21 protein-coding genes and 1 other annotated feature (1 of these 22 running past the window's edge) are annotated in these 21,485 nt (G+C 33.4%); of the genes, 20 read left to right on the forward strand and 1 reads right to left on the reverse strand.

Translation table 11 applies throughout. From position 1 onward, the window contains the following. The first annotated feature begins 125 nt into the window (after positions 1 to 125). The 10 genes from COE53_RS01075 to ftsZ all read left to right on the forward strand — a co-directional run bounded on the left by COE53_RS01075 (position 126) and on the right by ftsZ (position 13,051). Complete coding sequence (locus COE53_RS01075) at positions 126 to 2,078, forward strand: stage V sporulation protein D (protein WP_069035595.1); 1,953 nt, start codon at positions 126 to 128, stop codon at positions 2,076 to 2,078. A gap of 25 nt (positions 2,079 to 2,103) precedes the next feature. After that, complete coding sequence (locus tag COE53_RS01080) at positions 2,104 to 3,570, forward strand: UDP-N-acetylmuramoyl-L-alanyl-D-glutamate--2,6-diaminopimelate ligase (protein WP_025569059.1); 1,467 nt, start codon at positions 2,104 to 2,106, stop codon at positions 3,568 to 3,570. A 108-nt stretch (positions 3,571 to 3,678) separates the two neighbouring features. After that, on the forward strand, positions 3,679 to 4,653 hold the full coding sequence (mraY, locus tag COE53_RS01085) for a phospho-N-acetylmuramoyl-pentapeptide-transferase (RefSeq protein ID WP_025569060.1): 975 nt from the start codon (positions 3,679 to 3,681) through the stop codon (positions 4,651 to 4,653). Further along, complete coding sequence (murD, locus tag COE53_RS01090; RefSeq protein WP_084007046.1) at positions 4,654 to 6,006, forward strand: UDP-N-acetylmuramoyl-L-alanine--D-glutamate ligase; 1,353 nt, start codon at positions 4,654 to 4,656, stop codon at positions 6,004 to 6,006. Between the two features lie 34 nt (positions 6,007 to 6,040). Continuing rightward, positions 6,041 to 7,141 carry a stage V sporulation protein E gene (gene spoVE, locus COE53_RS01095; protein ID WP_025569062.1) on the forward strand — a complete coding sequence of 367 codons (1,101 nt, stop codon included), beginning with the start codon at positions 6,041 to 6,043 and terminating at the stop codon, positions 7,139 to 7,141. A gap of 228 nt (positions 7,142 to 7,369) precedes the next feature. Next, the gene (gene murG / locus COE53_RS01100) at positions 7,370 to 8,461 is read left to right on the forward strand and encodes an undecaprenyldiphospho-muramoylpentapeptide beta-N-acetylglucosaminyltransferase (RefSeq protein ID WP_069035596.1); all 1,092 of its coding nucleotides are present in this window, start codon (positions 7,370 to 7,372) and stop codon (positions 8,459 to 8,461) included. A 74-nt stretch (positions 8,462 to 8,535) separates the two neighbouring features. Then, on the forward strand, positions 8,536 to 9,444 hold the full coding sequence (murB, locus tag COE53_RS01105; protein ID WP_069035597.1) for a UDP-N-acetylmuramate dehydrogenase: 909 nt from the start codon (positions 8,536 to 8,538) through the stop codon (positions 9,442 to 9,444). 170 nt (positions 9,445 to 9,614) lie between these two features. Beyond that, positions 9,615 to 10,370, forward strand: a complete 756-nt coding sequence (locus tag COE53_RS01110) for a cell division protein FtsQ/DivIB (protein ID WP_091022107.1) — start codon at positions 9,615 to 9,617, stop codon at positions 10,368 to 10,370. 222 nt (positions 10,371 to 10,592) lie between these two features. Beyond that, complete coding sequence (gene ftsA / locus COE53_RS01115; protein ID WP_025569267.1) at positions 10,593 to 11,873, forward strand: cell division protein FtsA; 1,281 nt, start codon at positions 10,593 to 10,595, stop codon at positions 11,871 to 11,873. A gap of 35 nt (positions 11,874 to 11,908) precedes the next feature. Further along, positions 11,909 to 13,051, forward strand: a complete 1,143-nt coding sequence (gene ftsZ / locus COE53_RS01120) for a cell division protein FtsZ (RefSeq protein WP_069035599.1) — start codon at positions 11,909 to 11,911, stop codon at positions 13,049 to 13,051. A 48-nt stretch (positions 13,052 to 13,099) separates the two neighbouring features. Here ftsZ and COE53_RS01125 read toward each other — a convergent pair whose 3' ends face one another. After that, a complete protein-coding gene (locus tag COE53_RS01125; RefSeq protein WP_069035600.1) occupies positions 13,100 to 13,768 on the reverse strand; it encodes a class I SAM-dependent methyltransferase in 669 nt (222 codons plus the stop codon). Between the two features lie 201 nt (positions 13,769 to 13,969). Here COE53_RS01125 and spoIIGA point away from each other — a divergent pair, with 201 nt between their 5' ends. The 10 genes from spoIIGA to COE53_RS01175 all read left to right on the forward strand — a co-directional run bounded on the left by spoIIGA (position 13,970) and on the right by COE53_RS01175 (position 21,259). Next, positions 13,970 to 14,875, forward strand: coding sequence for a sigma-E processing peptidase SpoIIGA (gene spoIIGA / locus COE53_RS01130; protein ID WP_254664651.1), 906 nt, complete (start codon positions 13,970 to 13,972; stop codon positions 14,873 to 14,875). Between the two features lie 10 nt (positions 14,876 to 14,885). Then, positions 14,886 to 15,605 (forward strand): RNA polymerase sporulation sigma factor SigE, encoded by a 720-nt coding sequence (gene sigE, locus COE53_RS01135; protein ID WP_069035602.1) that lies wholly within the window; start codon positions 14,886 to 14,888, stop codon positions 15,603 to 15,605. Between the two features lie 270 nt (positions 15,606 to 15,875). Next, positions 15,876 to 16,655 carry an RNA polymerase sporulation sigma factor SigG gene (gene sigG / locus COE53_RS01140; RefSeq protein WP_056471070.1) on the forward strand — a complete coding sequence of 260 codons (780 nt, stop codon included), beginning with the start codon at positions 15,876 to 15,878 and terminating at the stop codon, positions 16,653 to 16,655. A gap of 371 nt (positions 16,656 to 17,026) precedes the next feature. Then, positions 17,027 to 17,308 carry a YlmC/YmxH family sporulation protein gene (locus COE53_RS01145; RefSeq protein WP_069035603.1) on the forward strand — a complete coding sequence of 94 codons (282 nt, stop codon included), beginning with the start codon at positions 17,027 to 17,029 and terminating at the stop codon, positions 17,306 to 17,308. Between the two features lie 238 nt (positions 17,309 to 17,546). Continuing rightward, on the forward strand, positions 17,547 to 18,371 hold the full coding sequence (pgeF, locus tag COE53_RS01150; protein ID WP_098947312.1) for a peptidoglycan editing factor PgeF: 825 nt from the start codon (positions 17,547 to 17,549) through the stop codon (positions 18,369 to 18,371). Positions 18,372 to 18,375: 4 nt separating this feature from the next. Further along, entirely contained in the window at positions 18,376 to 19,050 is a 675-nt protein-coding gene (locus tag COE53_RS01155; protein WP_069035605.1) for a YggS family pyridoxal phosphate-dependent enzyme, read from the forward strand. 5 nt (positions 19,051 to 19,055) lie between these two features. Then, positions 19,056 to 19,574: a cell division protein SepF gene (locus COE53_RS01160; RefSeq protein ID WP_098947314.1), complete on the forward strand. Its 519-nt coding sequence runs from the start codon at positions 19,056 to 19,058 to the stop codon at positions 19,572 to 19,574. Between the two features lie 4 nt (positions 19,575 to 19,578). After that, the gene (locus tag COE53_RS01165; protein ID WP_069035607.1) at positions 19,579 to 19,839 is read left to right on the forward strand and encodes a YggT family protein; all 261 of its coding nucleotides are present in this window, start codon (positions 19,579 to 19,581) and stop codon (positions 19,837 to 19,839) included. A gap of 68 nt (positions 19,840 to 19,907) precedes the next feature. Beyond that, the gene (locus COE53_RS01170) at positions 19,908 to 20,681 is read left to right on the forward strand and encodes a YlmH family RNA-binding protein (protein WP_098947316.1); all 774 of its coding nucleotides are present in this window, start codon (positions 19,908 to 19,910) and stop codon (positions 20,679 to 20,681) included. Between the two features lie 89 nt (positions 20,682 to 20,770). Further along, positions 20,771 to 21,259 (forward strand): DivIVA domain-containing protein, encoded by a 489-nt coding sequence (locus COE53_RS01175; protein ID WP_098808965.1) that lies wholly within the window; start codon positions 20,771 to 20,773, stop codon positions 21,257 to 21,259. Between the two features lie 54 nt (positions 21,260 to 21,313). After that, positions 21,314 to 21,485: a binding site (T-box leader), on the forward strand (it continues 50 nt past the right edge of the window).

Raw genomic sequence — 21,485 nt, forward strand, 5'->3', positions numbered from 1 at the left:
GAAATATGTTTAATTAAATAAAAATGACAATAGACCATTCTAGGACAATAAAAAGCTAGAAGGTCTATTGTATTTGGTACAAGCATATATTGAAACGAACATAATGTAGAGGAGTGTTCGTTTCGATGCGAGTATCTAATGTAACAGTTCGAAAACGATTATTTTTTGTATTCATTGGTGGTTTATTGATTTTTTCTATTATTGCAACAAGGCTTGGTTATGTACAATTTGCTATGGGTGATCTTTTAACTGAACGAGCGAAAAATTCGTGGAGTCGAGATATTCCTTTTGAACCAAAGCGCGGTGAAATTTTAGATCGTAATGGTGTTGCTCTTGCTACTAATAAAAGTGCTCCATCTGTATTAGTCGTTCCTAGGCAAATAAAAGATCCTAAGGAGGCGACTGAAAAACTTGCCCCAATTTTAAAAATCTCCGAAGTAAAACTTTATAGAATATTAACGAAAAGATCTAGTATGGAGCACATTCGAACAGAAGGTATAAAAATTACAAATGAGAAAGCTAAACAAATCCGAGATCTGAACATAGCTGGAGTATACATTGCAGAGGATTCGAAAAGATATTATCCATTTGGTAACTATCTTTCTCATGTTTTAGGTTTTGCAGGAATCGATAATCAGGGCTTAAACGGATTAGAACTATATTACGATAAGCAATTAAGTGGTGAAAAAGGTAGTGTTCAATTTTATTCTGATGCTAAAGGTCAAAGAATGCCTAATATTGCAGACGACTATATTCCGCCAATTAATGGTTTAAATTTAAAATTAACTGTAGATTCGCGAATACAAACAATTCTTGAACGAGAAATGAATAATGCAACTGCTCAATATAATCCTGATTCAATGATTGGAATTGCGATGAATCCAAATACGGGAGAAATACTAGCAATGAGCAGTCGTCCAAGCTTTGATCCTACTAATTTTAAAAATGTTCCGCCTGAAGTATATAATCGAAATTTACCTGTTTGGTCAAATTATGAGCCAGGTTCAACGTTTAAGATTATTACACTAGCAGCCGCATTAAATGAAGGCTTAGTAGATTTGAATAAAGATCATTTTTATGATGATGGGGCTGCTGAAGTAGCTGGAGCTCGTTTGCGTTGTCATAAAAGAGGTGGACATGGCTCTCAGACTTTCTTAGAGGTAGTTCAAAATTCATGTAACCCAGGCTTTGTAGAATTAGGTAATCGCTTAGGAGAAGATCGTTTATTTAACTATATTCGTAATTTTGGTTTCGGCAAAAAAACAGGAATTGATTTACAAGGTGAAGCATCTGGGATTTTATTCAGCATGGATCGAGTCGGTCCAGTTGAAGCAGCAACAACTGCTTTTGGTCAAGGTGTATCAGTTACACCAATTCAGCAAGTTGCAGCAGTATCAGCTGCTATTAATGGAGGAATTCTTTACCAACCTTATATAGCTAAAGAGTTTGTAGATCCGGTTACAAACGAAGTAGTTAGTCGAAAAACGCCAATTTCAAAAAGACGAGTTATTTCTCCTGATACATCTAAAAAGGTACGATTAGCTCTAGAGAGTGTTGTTGCACAAGGTACTGGTAAAGGTGCTTTTGTGGAAGGGTATCGAGTTGGCGGTAAAACTGGAACAGCGCAAAAAGTAAAAGATGGACGATACGATGATAGTAGTTTTATCGTTTCATTCGTAGGCTTTGCACCGGCTGACGATCCACAAATAGTGGTTTATATTGCAGTTGATAATCCAAAAGGGACTGTTCAATTTGGGGGAGTTGTAGCTGCTCCGATCGTAGGGAATATTATTCGTGATAGTATGCAAGTTTTAGGCGTACCACCTAGAAAAAATCAAATCCCCAAAAAATTCGTATACGGTGATACACCAACATATGAAGTGCCAAATTTAATAGGTTTGGAGAAAAAAGATTTGCAACCTTTGCTAGATACTTTTACTATTGAATATAGTGGCAGTGGAAATATTGTCGTTGACCAAGCACCAAAAGCAGGTGTTAAACTAAAAGAAGGTTCTAAAATAAGAATTTATTTAGGAACGAAAGAAGAAACTAAATCTAAAACTAAAGATAAAAAATGATTTAGTGAATACGAAAGGAATTACTATGAAACTTCATACTTTACTATCAAGATTAAAGCCTTTAGTGAATCTTCCATCTGAAAATCCGGAAATCACTGGGGTTGAAATGGATTCAAGAAATGTTAAACCAGGTTATTTATTCATCTGTATAGAAGGGTATACAGTAGATGGCCACAAGTACGTAGATCAAGCGATTGAAAAAGGTGCAGTAGCGATACTTGCACAAAAACCAATTGAATCGAATGTACCAGTAGCTTATGTGAAAGACACTAATCGTTCGATGGCTGTTGTTGGTAATACCTTTTATGAAAACCCAACACAAAAACTAAATCTAGTTGGTATTACTGGTACGAATGGTAAGACCACTACTTCATATATTATTGAAGAGATTGTTAAACACAATAAGAAAAAAACAGGTGTCATCGGCACAATTGGTATGAAAATAGGAGAAGAGATTTTTGAAACAAAAAATACAACTCCTGATAGCTTAACATTACAATCAATGTTTGCAAAAATGGTTGACGCAAATGTGGATACTGCAGTGATGGAAGTTTCTTCACACGCATTACATTTAGGGCGTGTTCATGGCTGTGAATATGATATAGCTGTTTTTACAAATCTTTCCCAAGATCACTTAGACTATCATGGAACGATGGAAGAATATAAAAAAGCTAAAGGTTTATTATTCTCTCAATTAGGTAATAGCTTCTCTACTCAAAAACCTAAATTTGCAATCCTAAACATTGATGATTCTGCTTCTGAAGAATATATGAAGTTTACACAAGCAAATCTAATAACTTATGGTTTAAGTAAAGATGCTGACTTGTTTGCTGATGCAATTGAATTAACGAATGCTGGTACTAGATTCACATTACACTTTTTAAATAAACAATATGTTGTAGAAATGAATCTTATTGGAACATTTAATGTATATAATGTATTAGCGGCAATTGGAGCAGGAATCGCATTAAATATAGAAATGGAGACAATCCTAGACGCAGTCGCAACGATCGAAGGAGTACCGGGACGTTTCCAAGCCGTTAATGCTGGGCAAGATTTTACGGTTATTGTAGACTATGCACATACACCAGATAGTCTAGAAAATGTATTAAATACTGTTAAGCAATTTGCAAAAAATGATATTTTTACTGTTGTTGGCTGTGGTGGAGATCGTGACCGAACAAAACGACCACTAATGGGTAAGATTGCAGCGGATCTTTCAACAAATGCAATCTTTACATCTGATAACCCAAGAACAGAAGACCCAACTTTAATTTTAGAAGACATGAAACGCGGATTAGTGCATAATAATATTACGGTAATAGAAGATCGTAAAAAAGCTATAACATTTGCGATTCAAAATGCAAAAAAACATGATATTATTGTTATTGCAGGTAAAGGTCATGAGACATATCAGATTGTAGGAACAAATGTTTCACATTTTGATGATGTTGAAGAAGCTAAAGAAGCTATTTTGCAAAGAAGAGGATAGTATCCTCTTCTTTGTAATGTGAAAAATTGATTTCATAATTCTTTATAAAAGAATTAAACTATGAAGTAAACAACAACAAAGAAGAGAACTTAGAAAGGAGGGCGTATAATGCTAGAACCGTCAATTTTAGTTGCTATGATTTCAGCATTTATCATTGCAGTCATTTTATCGCCTATTTTTATACCGTACTTAAGAAAACTTAAATTTGGACAGAGTATTCGAGACGAAGGTCCACAATCTCATAAAAAGAAATCAGGAACCCCAACTATGGGTGGGATTATCATATTAATTGCTTTAAGTTTATCTGCACTTTTAATTTCTATGTATTTTGATGTTTTATCAACACGTACATATGTATTATTATTTGTCACAATTTGTTTTGGAGTAATTGGATTTTTAGATGACTATATTAAGGTTGTTAAAAAGAGAAACCTAGGACTAACATCTAAACAAAAATTCATTTGCCAAGTTATTGTGTCAATCATAGTCTTTTTCGCAATCCGTGCTATGGGTATCTCTACATCTATTTCGATACCAGGGACACATTATTCATTTGATTTAGGCTTTATCTATGTATTATTAATTATCTTTATGCTAGTTGGTACTTCAAACGCTGTAAATTTAACAGATGGATTAGATGGACTTGTGTCAGGTACAGCAGCAATCGCATTTGGTGCATATGCAGTACTTGCTTATAACCAACACCAACTTGATGTGGCAATATTTTCAATAGCAGTTGTAGGAGCTGTATTAGGTTTCTTAGTATTTAATGCACACCCTGCAAAGGTCTTTATGGGAGATACAGGCTCATTAGCATTAGGTGGGGCGCTGGCTGCAATTGCAATCGTTACACACTTAGAAATTTTACTTGTCATTATTGGTGGTATTTTTGTTATTGAAACTCTTTCAGTAATGATTCAAGTTGCATCTTTTAAAGCAACAGGTAAAAGGGTATTTAAAATGAGTCCTCTGCACCATCATTATGAATTATCTGGATGGTCAGAATGGCGTGTAGTAGTAACATTTTGGTTTGTAGGATTACTTTTTGCATTATTAGGAATCTATATTGAGGTGTGGATGTAATTGAATAACATATCGAACTTTCAAAATAAAAATGTATTAGTATTAGGAATGGCAAAGAGCGGTTATGCAGCTAGTAGATTATTAAAAAAATTAGGTGCGACTGTAACTGTTAATGACCGAACACCTTTTGAACAAAATGAAATCGCACAAAAGCTAAAAAGTGAAGGCTTTAACGTAATTTGTGGTGAGCATCCACTATCATTAATAGATGATCAACCATTTTGTATTGTCAAAAATCCTGGGATTCCCTATACGAATCCATTATTAATAGAAGCTGTAAAGCGTAATATTCCGATTTATACGGAAATAGAGCTTGCATATTTAATAAGTGAAGCACCATTTATCGGAATTACAGGCTCAAATGGGAAAACGACAACGACAACTTTAGCATTAAATATGTTACAAGAAGGCAATAAAAACCCACTTGTTGCAGGAAATATCGGTACTGTTGCATGTGAAGTTGCTGAAAATGCAAAAGAAGATAATATTATTGTAACTGAACTTTCTTCATTTCAATTGATGGGAATCGAAAGTTTCCGACCAAAAATTTCATTAATCACAAATATTTTCGAAGCTCATTTAGACTATCATGGTACTAAAGATGAGTATATTAAGGCAAAAGCCAATATATTTAAAAATCAAACAGAAAATGATTTTGCTGTCGTTAATTTTGATGATGAGAATGTAATGGCAATGGCTTCTCAAATTAGAGCGAAAATTATTCCATTCTCTACAACTAAAATTATGCAAGATGGTGCATATGTTCAAAATGGCTTTGTATTTTTTAAAGAGAAAAAAGTGATTGAAGTTGAAAAAATTGTCTTACCAGGTAAACATAATTTAGAAAATATATTAGCAGCAGTAGCAATTTCTAAACTTCTAGGTGTTGAAAATGACGCGATTGAAAAGGTATTAACAACTTTCACTGGTGTAGAGCACCGACTACAGTTTGTTACAGAAATAAATAAGAGAAAGTTTTATAATGATTCAAAAGCTACTAATATTTTAGCAACACAAAAAGCAATTTCTTCTTTTCAAAAACCAGTCATTTTAATAGCTGGTGGTTTAGATCGAGGAAATGGTTTTGACGATTTAATTCCTTATTTCAAAAATGTGAAAAAAATGGTCACTTATGGTCAAACAGCAGAAAAATTAATTGAATCAGCAGAAAAAGCAGGAATGAAAGCAGTAAAATCGGTAGATAATGTTGAAGATGCTGTAAATGAAGCATTCGCTCATTCAGAAGTTGGAGATATTATTTTATTGTCACCTGCTTGTGCAAGCTGGGATCAATTTAAGACTTTTGAAGAACGTGGTAATAAATTTATACAAGCAGTGCATAAGTTAATGTAAGGCTTGTTTAATTCAAAAGTTGAGGTGTATTTAAGTGCCAACAAAGAAAAATAGTCCTGACATGATTCTTGTTCTCGTTACGCTATCATTATTAACAGTAGGTATGATTATGGTTTACAGTGCTAGTGCAATATGGGCATCTTATAAGTTTCATGATTCGTTCTTTTTTGCTAAACGGCAATTATTATTTGCTGGGGTTGGAGTAGTTGGAATGTTTGTAGTTTCAAATATTGACTACTGGCTTTTCAAAACACATGCAAAAAAAATATTAATCGCTTGTTTTATCTTGTTGGTACTTGTACTTGTACCAGGAGTTGGTCTAGTACGAGGTGGTGCACGAAGTTGGATTGGTATCGGTGCATTCTCGATCCAGCCCTCTGAGTTTATGAAACTTGGAATGATGGTATTTCTATCAAAATACTTAGCAGATAATCAGAAAAATATTACGTCTTTTAAAAAGGGTCTTGTACCAACATTAGGTCTTGTGTTTTTGGCATTTGGATTAATTATGCTTCAACCAGATTTAGGAACAGGTACAGTAATGGTAGGTACTTGTGTAATCATCATATTCGTAGCTGGAGCAAGAATTTCTCATTTTATGGGATTGGGTATTGTTGGGGTTGCAGGATTTGTTGCCCTAATAGCATCTGCTCCATATCGAATAAAAAGGATTACATCATTTCTAGATCCATGGTCTGATCCATTAGGAACTGGATTCCAAATTATTCAATCACTATATGCAATTGGACCTGGTGGATTATTTGGTTTAGGATTGGGACAAAGTAGACAAAAGTTTATGTATTTGCCTGAACCACAAACTGATTTCATCTTTGCGATTCTCACAGAAGAATTAGGATTTATTGGCGGAACATTCGTCATCTTATTATTCTCTTTATTACTTTGGAGAGGAATCCGAATTGCTTTAAGTGCTCCTGATTTATTTGGTACTTTTTTAGCAGTAGGAATTGTCTCAATGATTGCAATACAAGTAATGATTAATATAGGCGTTGTAATAGGTTTAATGCCTGTTACAGGGATTACATTACCATTCTTAAGCTATGGTGGTTCATCTCTAACATTAATGCTTTTAGCCGTAGGTGTATTATTAAATATTAGTAGACATGCGCGTACATAAAAGGACCGACTCAGGATTGAAGCAAGTACATGTTGTACTTGAATCTTTCAAAAATGAGTCGGTCCTTTTTATGTAGTAACGCAATGGGTCCTTACCGATTTACTTTCCAATTGGTGCGTTTTCTTTATTTTTATAGAAAAAACAATTAGAATGATAGTGATAAAATTGGTATAATAACTACTTAAACTGTTTAAAGTTATTTATGTATTGTAATTTAGGAGGATCTTTATGAAAATTTTAGTTAGTGGTGGGGGTACTGGTGGTCATATTTATCCAGCACTTGCGCTAATTAAAGAGTTAAAAAAACAAGATTCCAATGTAGAATGTTTATATGTTGGTACAGAAAATGGATTAGAAAAAGGGATTGTATCTAAAGCAAACATACCTTTTAAATCTATTGTTATTACAGGGTTCAAGAGAAGTATATCATTAGAGAATTTTAAAACAGTCTATCGATTCTTAAAGGGTGTATCAGATAGTAAGAAAATAATTCGTGAATTTAAGCCAGATGTAGTCATTGGTACAGGTGGATATGTTTGTGGCCCTGTTGTTTACGCAGCGGCAAAACTAGGGATTCCGACAGTTATACATGAACAAAATAGTATACCTGGACTAACAAATAAGTTCTTAAATCGTTATGTCACAAAAGTTGCAATTTGTTTTGAAGAGGTTGCTGACTATTTTAATAAAGAGAAAGTAGTGTTTACTGGAAACCCAAGGGCTTCTGAAGTACTTGGCGAATCAAATCCATCAATATTAGAATCATTAGGATTAAAATCAGGTAAACGCACAGTACTAATTGTTGGTGGTTCGAGGGGAGCAAGACCAATTCATCAAGCATTTTTAAAAAGTGTTAATCAATTAGGTGAAAAAGATTACCAAATGATTTATGTAACTGGCGAAGTACATTACGATTCTGTCATTGAGGAAATAAATAAAGTAGGTAACCCAGAAAATGTAGTGGTTAAGCCATTTTTACATAATATGCCTGAAATCTTAAGAGAAGTGGATTTAGTCGTATCAAGAGCAGGGGCAACTACATTAGCAGAATTAACTGCATTAGGAAAACCTAGTATTCTTATACCAAGCCCATATGTAACAAATAATCACCAAGAAGTTAATGCTAGATCACTCGAGAAAAATGGTGCGGCAATTGTTATATTGGAAAAAAACTTCAATAGTGAATATTTAGTAACTGAAATTGAAAAAGTATTACTAAATCCTATTAAACTTGAAGAGATGAAAAATGCATCATTAAAAATGGGTGTACCAGATGCTGCAAAAAAACTAGTAAATGTATTAGAAAAAATACGTAAATGAACTTGCACGAACGAGTTTGAAATAAAATAAAGATATAATAGAGGATACTATAAGCTAAAGGGGGAAAATATCGAATGTTTGAATCAAAATTAAAGGAACTATTAAATGACTCGAGTCTTCTAATAAATGAGCCTTTAGCAAATCATACGACAATGAAAATTGGAGGACCAGCTGAGTATTTGGTCATTCCTAAAACTGTGAATGAAATTAAAGAGATTATTAACCTTGCAAATGAATATGGTGTAAATGTGACAGTAATTGGTAGAGGATCAAATTTACTTGTATCTGATCAAGGTATTGAAGGTGTCGTAATTAAAATTAGTGATTGCTTAGACCATATTGAAGTAGAAGGTACAAAAGTAGTTGTAGGTGCAGGCTATTCAGTTATTCGTTTAGCTACTCAACTAAGTAGAAAAGGATTATCTGGTCTAGAGTTTGCAAGTGGAATTCCTGGTAGTGTTGGCGGTGGTGTATATATGAATGCAGGGGCTCATCAATCCGATTTTTCAAATATTACTTCCAGAGCACATATTCTATTTCCTGATGGAACAATGGAATGGCTATCAAATGAAGAATTAGACTTTTCTTATCGAACTTCAGTTTTACAACATAAACGTAAAGGATTTGTACTAGAAGCAGAACTTCAGCTCCAAGAGGGATCAAAAGAAGCTTCAACTGCTTTAATGCAAAAAAACAAAGATTATCGAAGAGAAACACAACCATGGAACTATCCATGTGCTGGAAGTATTTTCCGTAATCCATTACCACAGTATGCTGGTAATTTAATTGAACGTGCTGATTTAAAAGGATATCAAATTGGTGGTGCGAAGGTTTCTGAAATGCATGGTAACTTTATTGTAAATGCTGGAAATGCCACTTCAAAAGATGTATTAGACTTAATAGCATTTATTAAGAAAACTATATTAGAAAAATTTAATGTACAACTTGAAACAGAAGTTGAAATTGTTGGGAAAAAAATGTAAGTTTCTTCTAAACTAACCATATTATATGCTATAATTTACATAGCATATGATGACCAAGATAGAATGGCATTCATTTGCTGTTCTATTTTTTATTATTCTTAAATTACTTCTTAAGCAAAAGTAAATTAAAAAGGTATTTTTAGTTGAACATTGATAATGGAGGCATATTTATGCAGGAAAATAAGATTATTAGTTTAGAAGACCGTGTACCTGTTTTACGTAATAAAAAACGTAAAAAAGCAAATATGCGATTACTGGTCACAATTCTTGTGTTTTTTTCTTTGCTTTTATGTGTATTGTATTTCCAAACATCAATTGGTTCAAAAATTCACTTAGTAATTAATGGAAACCAACTGTACTCTGATAAAGAAATTCAAAAATTAGCCGATGTTAGCGTTGATGATAGCTTTTTGACAATTAGGTCAAAAAGGGTAGTAGATCAACTTGAAAGTCAAAACACAATTCAATCTGCAATCGTACATAAAAGATTTCCTAATAAAGTAGAAATCGATGTTAAAGAATTTCAGCCTGTTGGACAAGGTTTATTCAGCGGGAAAAAGTATCTTTTGTTAGAAAGCGGAGTCCTTATTAAAGAGAAAAATTCACTAGGAAATACTACAGCACCTGATTTAGTTGGTTGGAAACAAGGAGACGAGTTGCAGGAAATGGCTGCGGAATTGGAAAAAATGCCACAAAGTATATTTCATTCAATTTCTGAAATTGATTATACTCCAAGTAAGGATGATCCTTTGTTAATTACAGTTTTTACGAATGAAGGGTATGAAGTAAGGACAACGATTCGAAAATTCTCGAATAAAATGTCAAATTACCCATTAATTTTAAAGTCAATACCTAAAGATCAAAAAGGGGTTATCCATTTAGAAGTTGGTGCGTATTTTTCTCCTTATAGTACTGATACTAAATAGTCGATTTAACATTAGTTAACGGTACTTTCAAGTCTTTTTTAACTTTACATGTTAGTGTAGACTAGTAGTTAAATAGAAATAATGAAAAAAAATAAAAAGATTATGAAAAATCAAACTTAAAAAAGAGGAAAAACCCCGTAAATGTTGAATAGATGTCATATATGATATTTAAGAATGAACTGATGCTCGATTATAATAGATAGAGAAAAAGGAGGTGCCATCATGAACAGCAATGAGATCTATGTGAGTCTTGACGTTGGAACTTCAACAATTAAAGTAATCATAGGAGAACTAGTTAACGACACACTTAACATTATCGGTGTTGGTAATGTTAAATCTTCAGGCTTAAAACGTGGGTCAATAGTTGATATAGATGAAACAGTCAAATCAATCAAAAAAGCAATTGATCAAGCAGAAAGAATGGTTGGCATTCATATTGACAAAGTAATTGTAGGGGTTAGTGCGAATCAAGTGCAATTGATTAGTACTAACGGCGTAGTAGCAGTTTCTAAAGAAAATAAAGAAATTGACAATGAAGATGTTTTAAGAGTAATGGATCAGGCTCAAGTAATTTCGATACCACCGGAAAGAGAAATTATCGATGTTGTTCCACATGAATACATTGTTGATGGCCTTTCTGAGGTAAAAGACCCAAGAGGAATGATTGGTGTACGCTTGGAAATGGAAGGTACATTAATCACTGGTTCAAGAACTCTAGTACATAATATACTTCGTTGTGTTGAGAGAGCGGGGTTAGAAGTAACGGATATATGTCTACAACCTATGGCTGCAAGTACGATAGGACTAAAGCAGGATGAGAAAAACTTAGGAGTAGCACTTGTTGATATCGGTGGAGGCTCTACTACAATTTCTCTTTTTAGAGAAGGTGTATTAATGGCAACTTCTGTCCTACCTGTTGGAGGAGACCATATTACAAAAGACATATCAATTGGACTGAAAACTTCAACAGAAGATGCAGAAAAAATTAAAGTGAAATTTGGACATGCTTTTTACGATACTGCATTATCTGAAGAAGTATTGAGTGTACCAATAATGGGTAGTGAACAACATCAACAATTCAGTCAGCAAGAAATTTCCGATATTATTGAAGCTAGATTAGAAGAAATCTTCATTATGGTTCAAAATGAGCTTGTTAGAATGAGGGGAAGCAATTTACCAGGTGGATTTGTTTTAACTGGTGGTACAGTAACAATGACTGGTGTAATCGATTTAGCTCAAAAGGTATTTAAAAATAACGTAAGGGTTGCAACACCAGATTATATAGGTGTAAGAGAACCTCAATACATTACTGGAGTAGGTCTAATCAAGTATGCTTTTTATAAATCAAAAATGCGTGGAAAAAAACTTAGCTCTAATATTGCATTCGAATCAAATGAACGAAAACCTGTAGCTGTTTCAAATTCAAATACAAAACCAAAACAGCAGGATGAAGAGCGCGTCATGAGTAAAGTTAAAAGCATTTTTAAATATTTATGGGATTAAATTTGTGATGAATTTGAAAAGTAGGGGGATCAATCATGTTAGATTTTGATACAAATGTAGATGCTTTAGCGAAGATAAAAGTAATTGGTGTAGGTGGCGGAGGAAATAACGCCGTTAACCGAATGATTGAACATGGAGTACAAGGGGTAGATTTTATAGCTGTGAATACTGATGCACAAGCTCTTAATCTATCAAAAGCTGAAGTGAAAATGCAAATTGGTGGCAAACTTACTCGCGGTTTAGGGGCAGGAGCTAATCCAGAGGTAGGTAAAAAAGCAGCAGAAGAAAGTAGAGAACAATTACAAGAAGCTCTTAAAGGCGCAGACATGGTATTCGTAACTGCTGGAATGGGTGGAGGTACAGGAACAGGTGCAGCTCCAGTAATTGCACAAGTAGCAAAAGAATTAGGTGCATTAACTGTAGGTGTAGTTACTCGTCCATTTACATTTGAAGGTAGAAAGCGTTCAACTCAAGCGGCAACTGGAATCGCTGCAATGAAGGAAAGCGTTGATACTTTAATTGTTATTCCTAATGACCGATTATTAGAAATCGTTGATCGTAATACCCCAATGCTAGAAGCATTCCGCGAAGCAGATAATGTACTTCGTCAAGGGGTTCAAGGTATTTCTGACTTAATCGCTGTTCCGGGATTAATTAACCTTGACTTTGCAGATGTTAAGACAATTATGTCTAATAAAGGTTCTGCATTAATGGGTATCGGTGTTGCTGGCGGAGAAAACCGTGCGGCAGAAGCAGCTAAAAAAGCTATTTCTAGTCCATTATTAGAAACTTCAATTAATGGTGCACAAGGTGTACTTATGAATATCACAGGTGGAACTAACTTAAGCTTATATGAAGTGCAAGAAGCAGCGGATATCGTATCGACTGCATGTGATGCTGAAGTAAATATGATTTTCGGTTCTGTAATCAATGAAAACTTAAAGGATGAAATTATTGTAACGGTTATTGCGACTGGATTTGAAGGTGTCATTACAGCACCGCCTACACCTAAACCAATGGCGAGACAAACAATTTCAACACCTACTCAAACTCCACAACCAACTATTAAACGCGAACCAATTCGCGAAGAAGCTCCGGTTGTAGAAACGACTAAAAATGTAACTAGTCTTGATGACTTAGATATTCCGGCATTTTTACGTAATCGTAAAAGACGCTAATAAATGTAAAAAAACCAAGATAAGATGAATCTCTTATCTTGGTTTTTTTCATTCGTTCGAGTAGTGATTTTGTAAATTTGTTAGATCACTAAAGACACTCTTGAACTTTTCGTTACAGCCTTTAGGGAATAAAACACCTAAACCATGTGAGTGTATAAATTCAAAAGATGGGAGTTGTTGTTTAATGCCTTCCCAAAATTTATAAACCCCAAAATCTTGTATTCGTACTTCTGTATCATGGATTAAAACAATTCCTTCTATAGATACTTTTGGTAGCCAAGTATTGTAATCATGTAGCACAGCTTCAAAAGTATGAAAACCGTCAATATGAAGGATGTCGATCGTATTATCCTCAAAATTCTGAATTGCTTCGTCAAAAGACTTACGTAACATTTTAGCCTCTTTCTGGTAATGTTTTTGAACAACTTCATGCACTGTATCAAACACTTCATTACTATACAATCCACTATGCGGATCACCTTGCCAAGTATCAACCGCAAAACATTCACATGACAGATTATGATCTTTCACACTTTGACAAAAACAGAAAAAAGAAAAGCCAAAGTGGGTACCTAATTCTACAATTTTTTTTGGTTTAACGAATTGAACTAAATCGTAAGCAAATTTAGCGTGACCTTTCCAGGCAGAGTGCTGTCTTATAGATGGTTTAGTTCCGTCAAACTCAAAAATGGGTGAATGAAATATCCAACTGTCCAAATCCTCACTCCTTATTGGGCAAATTTAATAGAAATAAAGTGAAAGATTTCTATAAAATATTGACCTGTCCATTCCATGTTTCGAAAATGTATTGTCGAAAAACTCTTCAATAAAGCTTCCTTTTTTTGACAGACTTCTTACCGTGCTCATCCTATACTTACATATAAATGAATATTCTATAGAGGATGGCGAACAAAATTGGTGATATATGGTGATCTTGTTTGGTTATTAAACTTATTAATGGACTTCTTGATCATTCAGTTGACGGGCTTAATTCTAAAAAGAAATGTATCTATTTTGCGGTCATTGTTAGGGGCATTGTTAGGTTCTATCGTTGTTTTAATGACGTTTACTCCTTATGCATATGTTGTTGGCTCACCCTTTATGAAAATATTATTATCGTTTTTCATCGTATTTTTTGCATTTGGACGTCAACGGATTATCACTTTTTTACAGCTATTAAGTATCTTCTATTTTTCCACATTCATTTTAGGTGGCGCATTATTAGGCTTACATTATTTATTTGCTACAAATGAATCAAATTTAACCAAATCATCCTTTTATGGGGATCCTGTAAGCTGGTATTTTGTAATTGGAATGCTACCAATCGTCATATTTTACGCTAGAAAATCGATCAATCAGATCTCGTTTACGAAATGGAAATTGAATGAAATGTATGAAATGGAAATTGTATGGCGGAACACTTCGATTAAAATTAGAGGGTTAATGGATAGTGGTAACTCTCTACATGAACCGCTTTCAAGGAAACCAGTTATTATTTTAGATTGTTCCACTAGTGATTATGGATTACCAATAGAACTAGTAAAGTTAGTTAGAGATTCTGAAAATACATTACATAATACAGAAGCACTCGATGTCTTAAGTTTTTTTCAAGGAACTTATATACCTTATAAAAGTATTGGTCAAAGTAATCAATTCCTCGTCGCAATAAAACCTACTGTTGTTAAATTGAAAATTAATGGGAAATGGTATTCATCGAGTTCGGTTTTAGTTGGATTGAGTCATGTTACTTTGTCTTCAGACAATTTATATGAATGTATCCTTCATCCAAAAATGATGCAGGGAACAATTAATGAAATTGCATAGGAGGTAGAAAATGAATCGATTGTTCTTAAAACTTAAGTTAGGTTTGTATAAGCTATTAGTTAAGCTTGGATTGAAAGCCGACGAAGTATACTACATTGGGGGAAGTGAAGCATTACCACCTCCTTTGACAAGGGAAGAAGAAGAAAAGCTTTTACAGAAACTACCGAATGGAGATTTAGGTGCTAGATCACTATTAATTGAGAGAAATCTACGATTAGTAGTTTATATTGCTAGAAAGTTTGAAAATACCGGCATTAATATTGAAGATCTTATTAGCATTGGTACAATCGGATTGATAAAAGCTGTTAATACCTTTAATCCTGAAAAGAAAATTAAATTGGCTACTTATGCATCGAGATGTATCGAAAATGAAATTCTGATGCATTTACGTAGAAATAATAAAAATCGTTCTGAAGTATCATTCGATGAACCATTAAATATTGATTGGGATGGCAATGAATTATTACTTTCCGATGTATTAGGTACAGAAGACGATATCATAACGAAGGATTTAGAAGCCAATGTCGATAAATCATTATTAACAAAGGCATTAGATCAACTGAATGATCGTGAAAAACAAATAATGGAACTACGATTTGGACTAGATGGAACCGAAGAAAAAACCCAAAAAGATGTAGCTGATATGCTTGGAATATCGCAATCATATATATCCCGATTAGAAAAACGTATTATTAAAAGACTTCGAAAAGAGTTTAATAAAATGGTTTAAACTATAAGAACCGATTAGATTTGAGTTTTTCAAATACTAATCGGTTTTTTCTATGTCTGAAGGGGATCCAAATGATTTTAAAAAATATTTTTATTGATCTTAGATCCTAAATTTTATTTATTTGGCCTAGAAAATCCTAGATTTCCTCCAATTTTCCAGGCTTTTTTACTACTGAATTTATTATTTTTGTATACTTTATTTTGTGCATAAATTTTCCACCGAAGGAGATACTTACCTATAGTACAGCAACTCCAAGTAGGAGGGAACATCATGACACGAAACAAAGTAGAAATATGCGGTGTAGATACATCAAAGCTTCCAGTTTTAAAGAATGATGAGATGCGTAAGTTATTTCATGCAATGCAAAGCGGTGATCGAAGCGCAAGAGAAACAATCGTAAACGGTAATTTACGACTTGTTCTAAGTGTTATTCAGCGTTTCAATAATCGCGGAGAATTTGTGGATGACTTATTTCAAGTCGGCTGCATAGGCCTTATGAAGTCTATTGATAATTTTGATTTAAGCCAAAATGTAAAATTTTCGACGTATGCTGTACCTATGATTATTGGTGAAATAAGAAGATATTTAAGGGATAATAACCCGATAAGAGTGTCTAGATCATTAAGAGACATCGCTTATAAAGCATTACAAGTTAGAGAGCGATTATTAGCAGAGAATTCAAAGGAACCAACTCCTGTTCAAATCGCAGAAGTACTAGGCGTAACACATGAAGAAATCGTTTTTGCATTAGATGCAATTCAAGACCCAGTTTCGTTATTTGAACCGATATATAACGATGGCGGAGATCCAATCTTTGTAATGGATCAGCTAAGCGATGATAAAAATAAGGACGAGCAATGGGTTGAAGAACTAGCACTACGCGAAGGAATGAAACGACTAAACGATCGAGAAAAAATGATCATTAGCAAAAGATTCTTCCAAGGAAAAACACAAATGGAAGTTGCCGAAGAAATCGGAATCTCCCAAGCGCAAGTATCCAGGCTAGAAAAATCAGCAATAAAACAAATGAATAAAAATATACAGGGCTAACGAAAAGCGGAGGCGACTGTCCAGCTCCGACAAGCATAAGACGATTTCTGGTAAAGGTTTGCTTTTTAACCTTTACCGGAAATTGGCTTATGACCTCGAGGAGCTAGAAATCGTATATAGAGCCTGACTTCAATACCTGTATAATGAATTACATATTATAATGAATGAAATTTAAAAGACAAACAACTATATAACTAAATAATCCAATAACTACTAAAAAGTTAGTTAAACTGGAAGAATGAAAATACGATATTAATGTGTTAGACAATGGATGAGCATCGAACAACCTTGTCTAACACATTTTTATTTGAATTTTATCATGATGTTTGGCCCTTACTTCATATATTTTATAAAAAGGATGGTGAAGTAAAATGGCCAGAATTTCAGATTTTCAAGTTAAAGATGTTGTAAATGTTGCCGATGGAAAGAAATTAGGCAATATTGTTGATTTAGATATTGATCAATCAAATGGTAAAATCACTTCGATTATTTTAACAAAGCCAGGGAAGGGATTAAATTTTTTTAGTAAAGAAGAGGAAATGACAATTTATTGGAATGATATTGTGAAAATAGGTGAAGATGTTATATTGGTAAAATATCGTTCATCTGTGGATTTAGATGAAAACCAAGCTAGTCCAGTTAAATACACATAAAAAACTTGTTGACTGATGAGTTTCTAGTAGATTGGGGCGTAGTTGCAATTTTACTTTATTCCTAAAATTGATACCACGTCGAATGCGATTCCTTGCAGCTAATTTTATTTTCGAAAGTGAAAAAAATAAGTGTGTTTTGTCAAAAATAATCAAAAATGTGAAATCTATGGTAAAATATAGGAAACCATAACTGGTTTACATATATTTACTAAATTAGTTTCTGTGAGGTCTTATAAATATGAAAGAGAGCTTCATTCAATCGACTGAAAGTACTTTTATGATTCAACCTTGGGAAGACTCATACAAACATTTAGTTGCAGGATTTACAACAAAAAATGATGGAGTTAGCCAAGGTTGTTTCACTTCTTTTAATCTTGGATTACATGTAAATGACTCGAAGGATATTGTAGTAGAAAATAGAGAACTCCTTGCGAGTAAATTAGAGTTTTCAAAGACGAAATGGGTTTGTTCAGAACAAGTTCATGGGAATAATGTGGTGAAAGTAACAAAAAAAGATTGTGGCAAAGGTGTTACTGATTACGAAACTAGCATCGAGACAACAGATGGTTTTTATACGAATGAGGAAAATATATTATTAACTTCTTGTTATGCAGATTGTGTTCCGTTGTATTTCCTTGAACCAACAAGTAAATTTATTGGTTTAGCTCATGCAGGTTGGAAAGGTACTGTTCAAAACATTGGCGGACGTTTAATCGAAAAATTGGTGAAAGAAAAAAACGTACAACTTAAAAATATCCAAGTTGCAATCGGGCCAGCAATTGGTGATTGTTGTTATGAAGTGGATGATTTTGTGATGAATAAGGTAGATGATGCTTTTGAACACAAGATTCCTAATAATATTTTAACCACTTTACAAAATGGGAAATTCAAATTGAATTTAAAAGAAGCAAACAAACAATTACTCATTAGATCGGGTATTAGTGAAGAAAATATAATAATGACAAATTATTGTACAAGTTGTAACCCGAGCATATTTTTTTCTCACCGTAGGGATGGTGGGAAAACAGGAAGAATGATGAGTTATATTGGTTGGAGGAATTAGCATCATGACTGTCAAACAAAATTATGAGCGTATTAGTGAACAAATTAATGGAGCCAAAGTAAGAGCAAATCGAGATGATGATGTCACTCTAATAGCTGTTACTAAACAAGTATCCACTGAAGTGGCTAAAGAAGTTTTAGCTGAAGGTATACTTCAATTAGGTGAAAACCGTTTTGAAGGACTAAAGGAAAAACAAGATCACATTAAAAGTGATGTTATCTGGCATTTTATTGGTTCACTTCAAACTAGAAAAGTAAAAGATGTCATACATAGAATAGATTACTTACATTCTTTAGATCGACTATCCTTAGCAGAAGAGATACAAAAACGAGCAGCAGAACCATTAAAATGTTTCCTACAGGTCAATGTATCTGGAGAAGACTCAAAGCATGGCATAGATCCAAATGATGTAATCGAATTTGCTAGACAACTTTCAGAATTTGATAAAGTACAAGTTGTTGGGTTAATGACTATGGCACCCTTCACGGAGGATGTAACGATCATTCGAAATAGCTTCAAAGGATTAAAGGAATTACAAGAAAAAGTAAAAGAGCTACAGATTGCAAATATTCCATGTTCTGAATTATCAATGGGTATGTCTAATGATTTTGAGATAGCAATAGAAGAAGGTGCTACATTCATAAGAATAGGTACTGATTTAGTAGGAAAGGGAAGGTAGAGAAGATGAGTATTATTGGGAAAGTTAGAAACTTTTTTGCAATGGAAGATGAGTATGAAGATGATTATGAATACGAAGAGCAACAACATCAGCAACAACATCAGCAACAACATCAGCAACAAAAACAATATCAACAACAGCATCAACAACAACAATTTTCTAAACATGTAAATGAAGAAATTAACCAAGAGAGAAATGCATCAAAGCAAAAATTAGTAAGTATACCAGGAGGAGCTTCTTTGTCGTCAAAAGTTGTATTAGCGCAGCCGCGTGAATATGCAGAAGCACAGGATGTTGCAGACCATTTAAAAGCAAAAAAAGCAGTTGTGATCAATTTACAACAAATGCAAATCGATCAAGCTAAGCGCTTTGTTGATTTCTTAAGTGGTACAGTTTATGCAATAAGTGGAGATATAAAAAAAATTGGTACAAATACGTTTATTTGTACACCTGATAATATTGATATTTCTGGAACGATTACAGATATGTTATTTGAGGAAGACAATTCCATTAAAAGGTGGTAATTAAATGGATTTACTTTTTTATATTTTATACAAATTAATCTCATACTATAGAATCGTCATCGTAATTCATATCATTTTATCTTGGTTCCCTCAAATAAGGCAATCAGGCTTCGGTCGCTTAATTGGTAGGATATCAGAACCATATTTAGAGCCGTTCCGTCGAATTGTTCCGTCAATTGGTATGTTTGATTTTTCACCTATTATTGCATTATTTGCATTAGAATTTGCTGGAATTGGTATTTTAAATATTTCTCGTTTCTTTTAAAGAGAGAATCTAACAGGTTCTCTTTTTTAATTAATATTGATAGATTAATGAAAAAGAGGATTGCATTAATGAGTATTTATGATCATTTTCGAAAAGAAGAGCATGTTTTCGTAGACAAGGTTCTCAGCTGGAAGGAACAAGCAATTGAACGCTATTCTATTAAGTTGACAGATTTTCTTGATTTAAGAGAACAAATGATTATGCAATCAATTATCGGTAATCAAGGGGAGTGTTTTGTCGCTTTTTTTGGTGGTCGCGGGGATTGTGAACGAAAGCGTGCAATTATTTATCCGAGTTTCTATACACCAGTTGAAGAGGATTATTCTTTGGTTGCATTTGATTTAGTTTATGCAACTAAATTTCACACCTTATCTCATCGACAAGTATTGGGAACATTAATGTCATTAGGAATCACAAGAGGAAAATTTGGTGATATTTTAATTAAAAATGATATGATCCAACTAATTGTTGCTGATGAAATAGCAAGTTTTGTAGAAAGTAACTTAAATTCTGTAGGAAAATCGCCAATTAAATTAAAGAGAATTTCATTTAAAGAATTGATTGAATCAGATGATGTTTGGCAAACTAATAATGGGACTGTATCATCACTAAGATTAGATGTCTTATTAAGTGAATTCTATAATATATCGAGACAAAAAGCCCAAAGCTTAATTAAAGCCGAACACGTTAAGATAAATCAGCGAGTTATTGATTCTACTTCATTTTTATGTGAAGAAGGAGATTTATTCTCTGTCAAAGGTTTTGGTAGAGGAATGTTAATGTCAATTGATGGCTTATCAAAAAAAGAAAAATGGCGGATAAACTACGGTGTTAAAAAATAGTCAGAAATTGTAGAAGGAAAAACGTAGAAACTGTCGAAAATTTATTATAACCTATAAATAAAGAACATACATACATGGAGGTGGCTTAATTGCCTTTAACACCACTTGATATTCATAATAAAGAATTTGGTAAAAGTTTTCGTGGCTATGACGAAGATGAAGTTAACGAGTTTTTAGATCAAGTCATTAAAGATTATGAATTAGTTATTCGTGAGAAGAAACAATTAGAAGAGCAAATTCTTGATATGAAAGAAAGATTAAAGCATTTTTCTACTATAGAAGAAACTTTAAATAAGTCAATTTTGATTGCGCAAGAAGCTGCTGAAGATGTAAAAGGTAGTGCCCAAAAAGAAGCTAAATTGATTATTAAAGAAGCGGAGAAAAATGCTGATCGCATTATCAATGAAGCTTTAATTAAATCTAGAAAAGTTACAATGGAATTTGAAGAGCTTAAGAAGCAATCGAAAGTTTTCCGAACACGTTTAAGAATGGCAATCGAAACTCAATTAGAAATGTTAGGGCATGAAGATTGGGATCATATTTTAGATGATAAAGAAACAGAAGAAATCGCAAACTAGTCCATAAGTCTTGACGATTTGTAAAGTTTTAAATATAATTTATTAGATATTAATAGTAAATCGGTGACAGGGAAGAGTACTTCTATAAAACTAGGTAGCGAGTCAAGGATAGTGTAAGCTTGATATAGAAAATAGAAGGAAAATCACCCTAGAGTGCTTTTCTGAAATGAGTAAGAAAAGACGTTTCATTCACGTTACGAATGCTAAGTGGACAGTGAATTAATGA

The sequence above is a fragment of the Bacillus sp. AFS029533 genome (assembly GCF_002585125.1).
GTDB classification, from domain to species: domain Bacteria; phylum Bacillota; class Bacilli; order Bacillales; family Bacillaceae_G; genus Gottfriedia; species Gottfriedia luciferensis_B.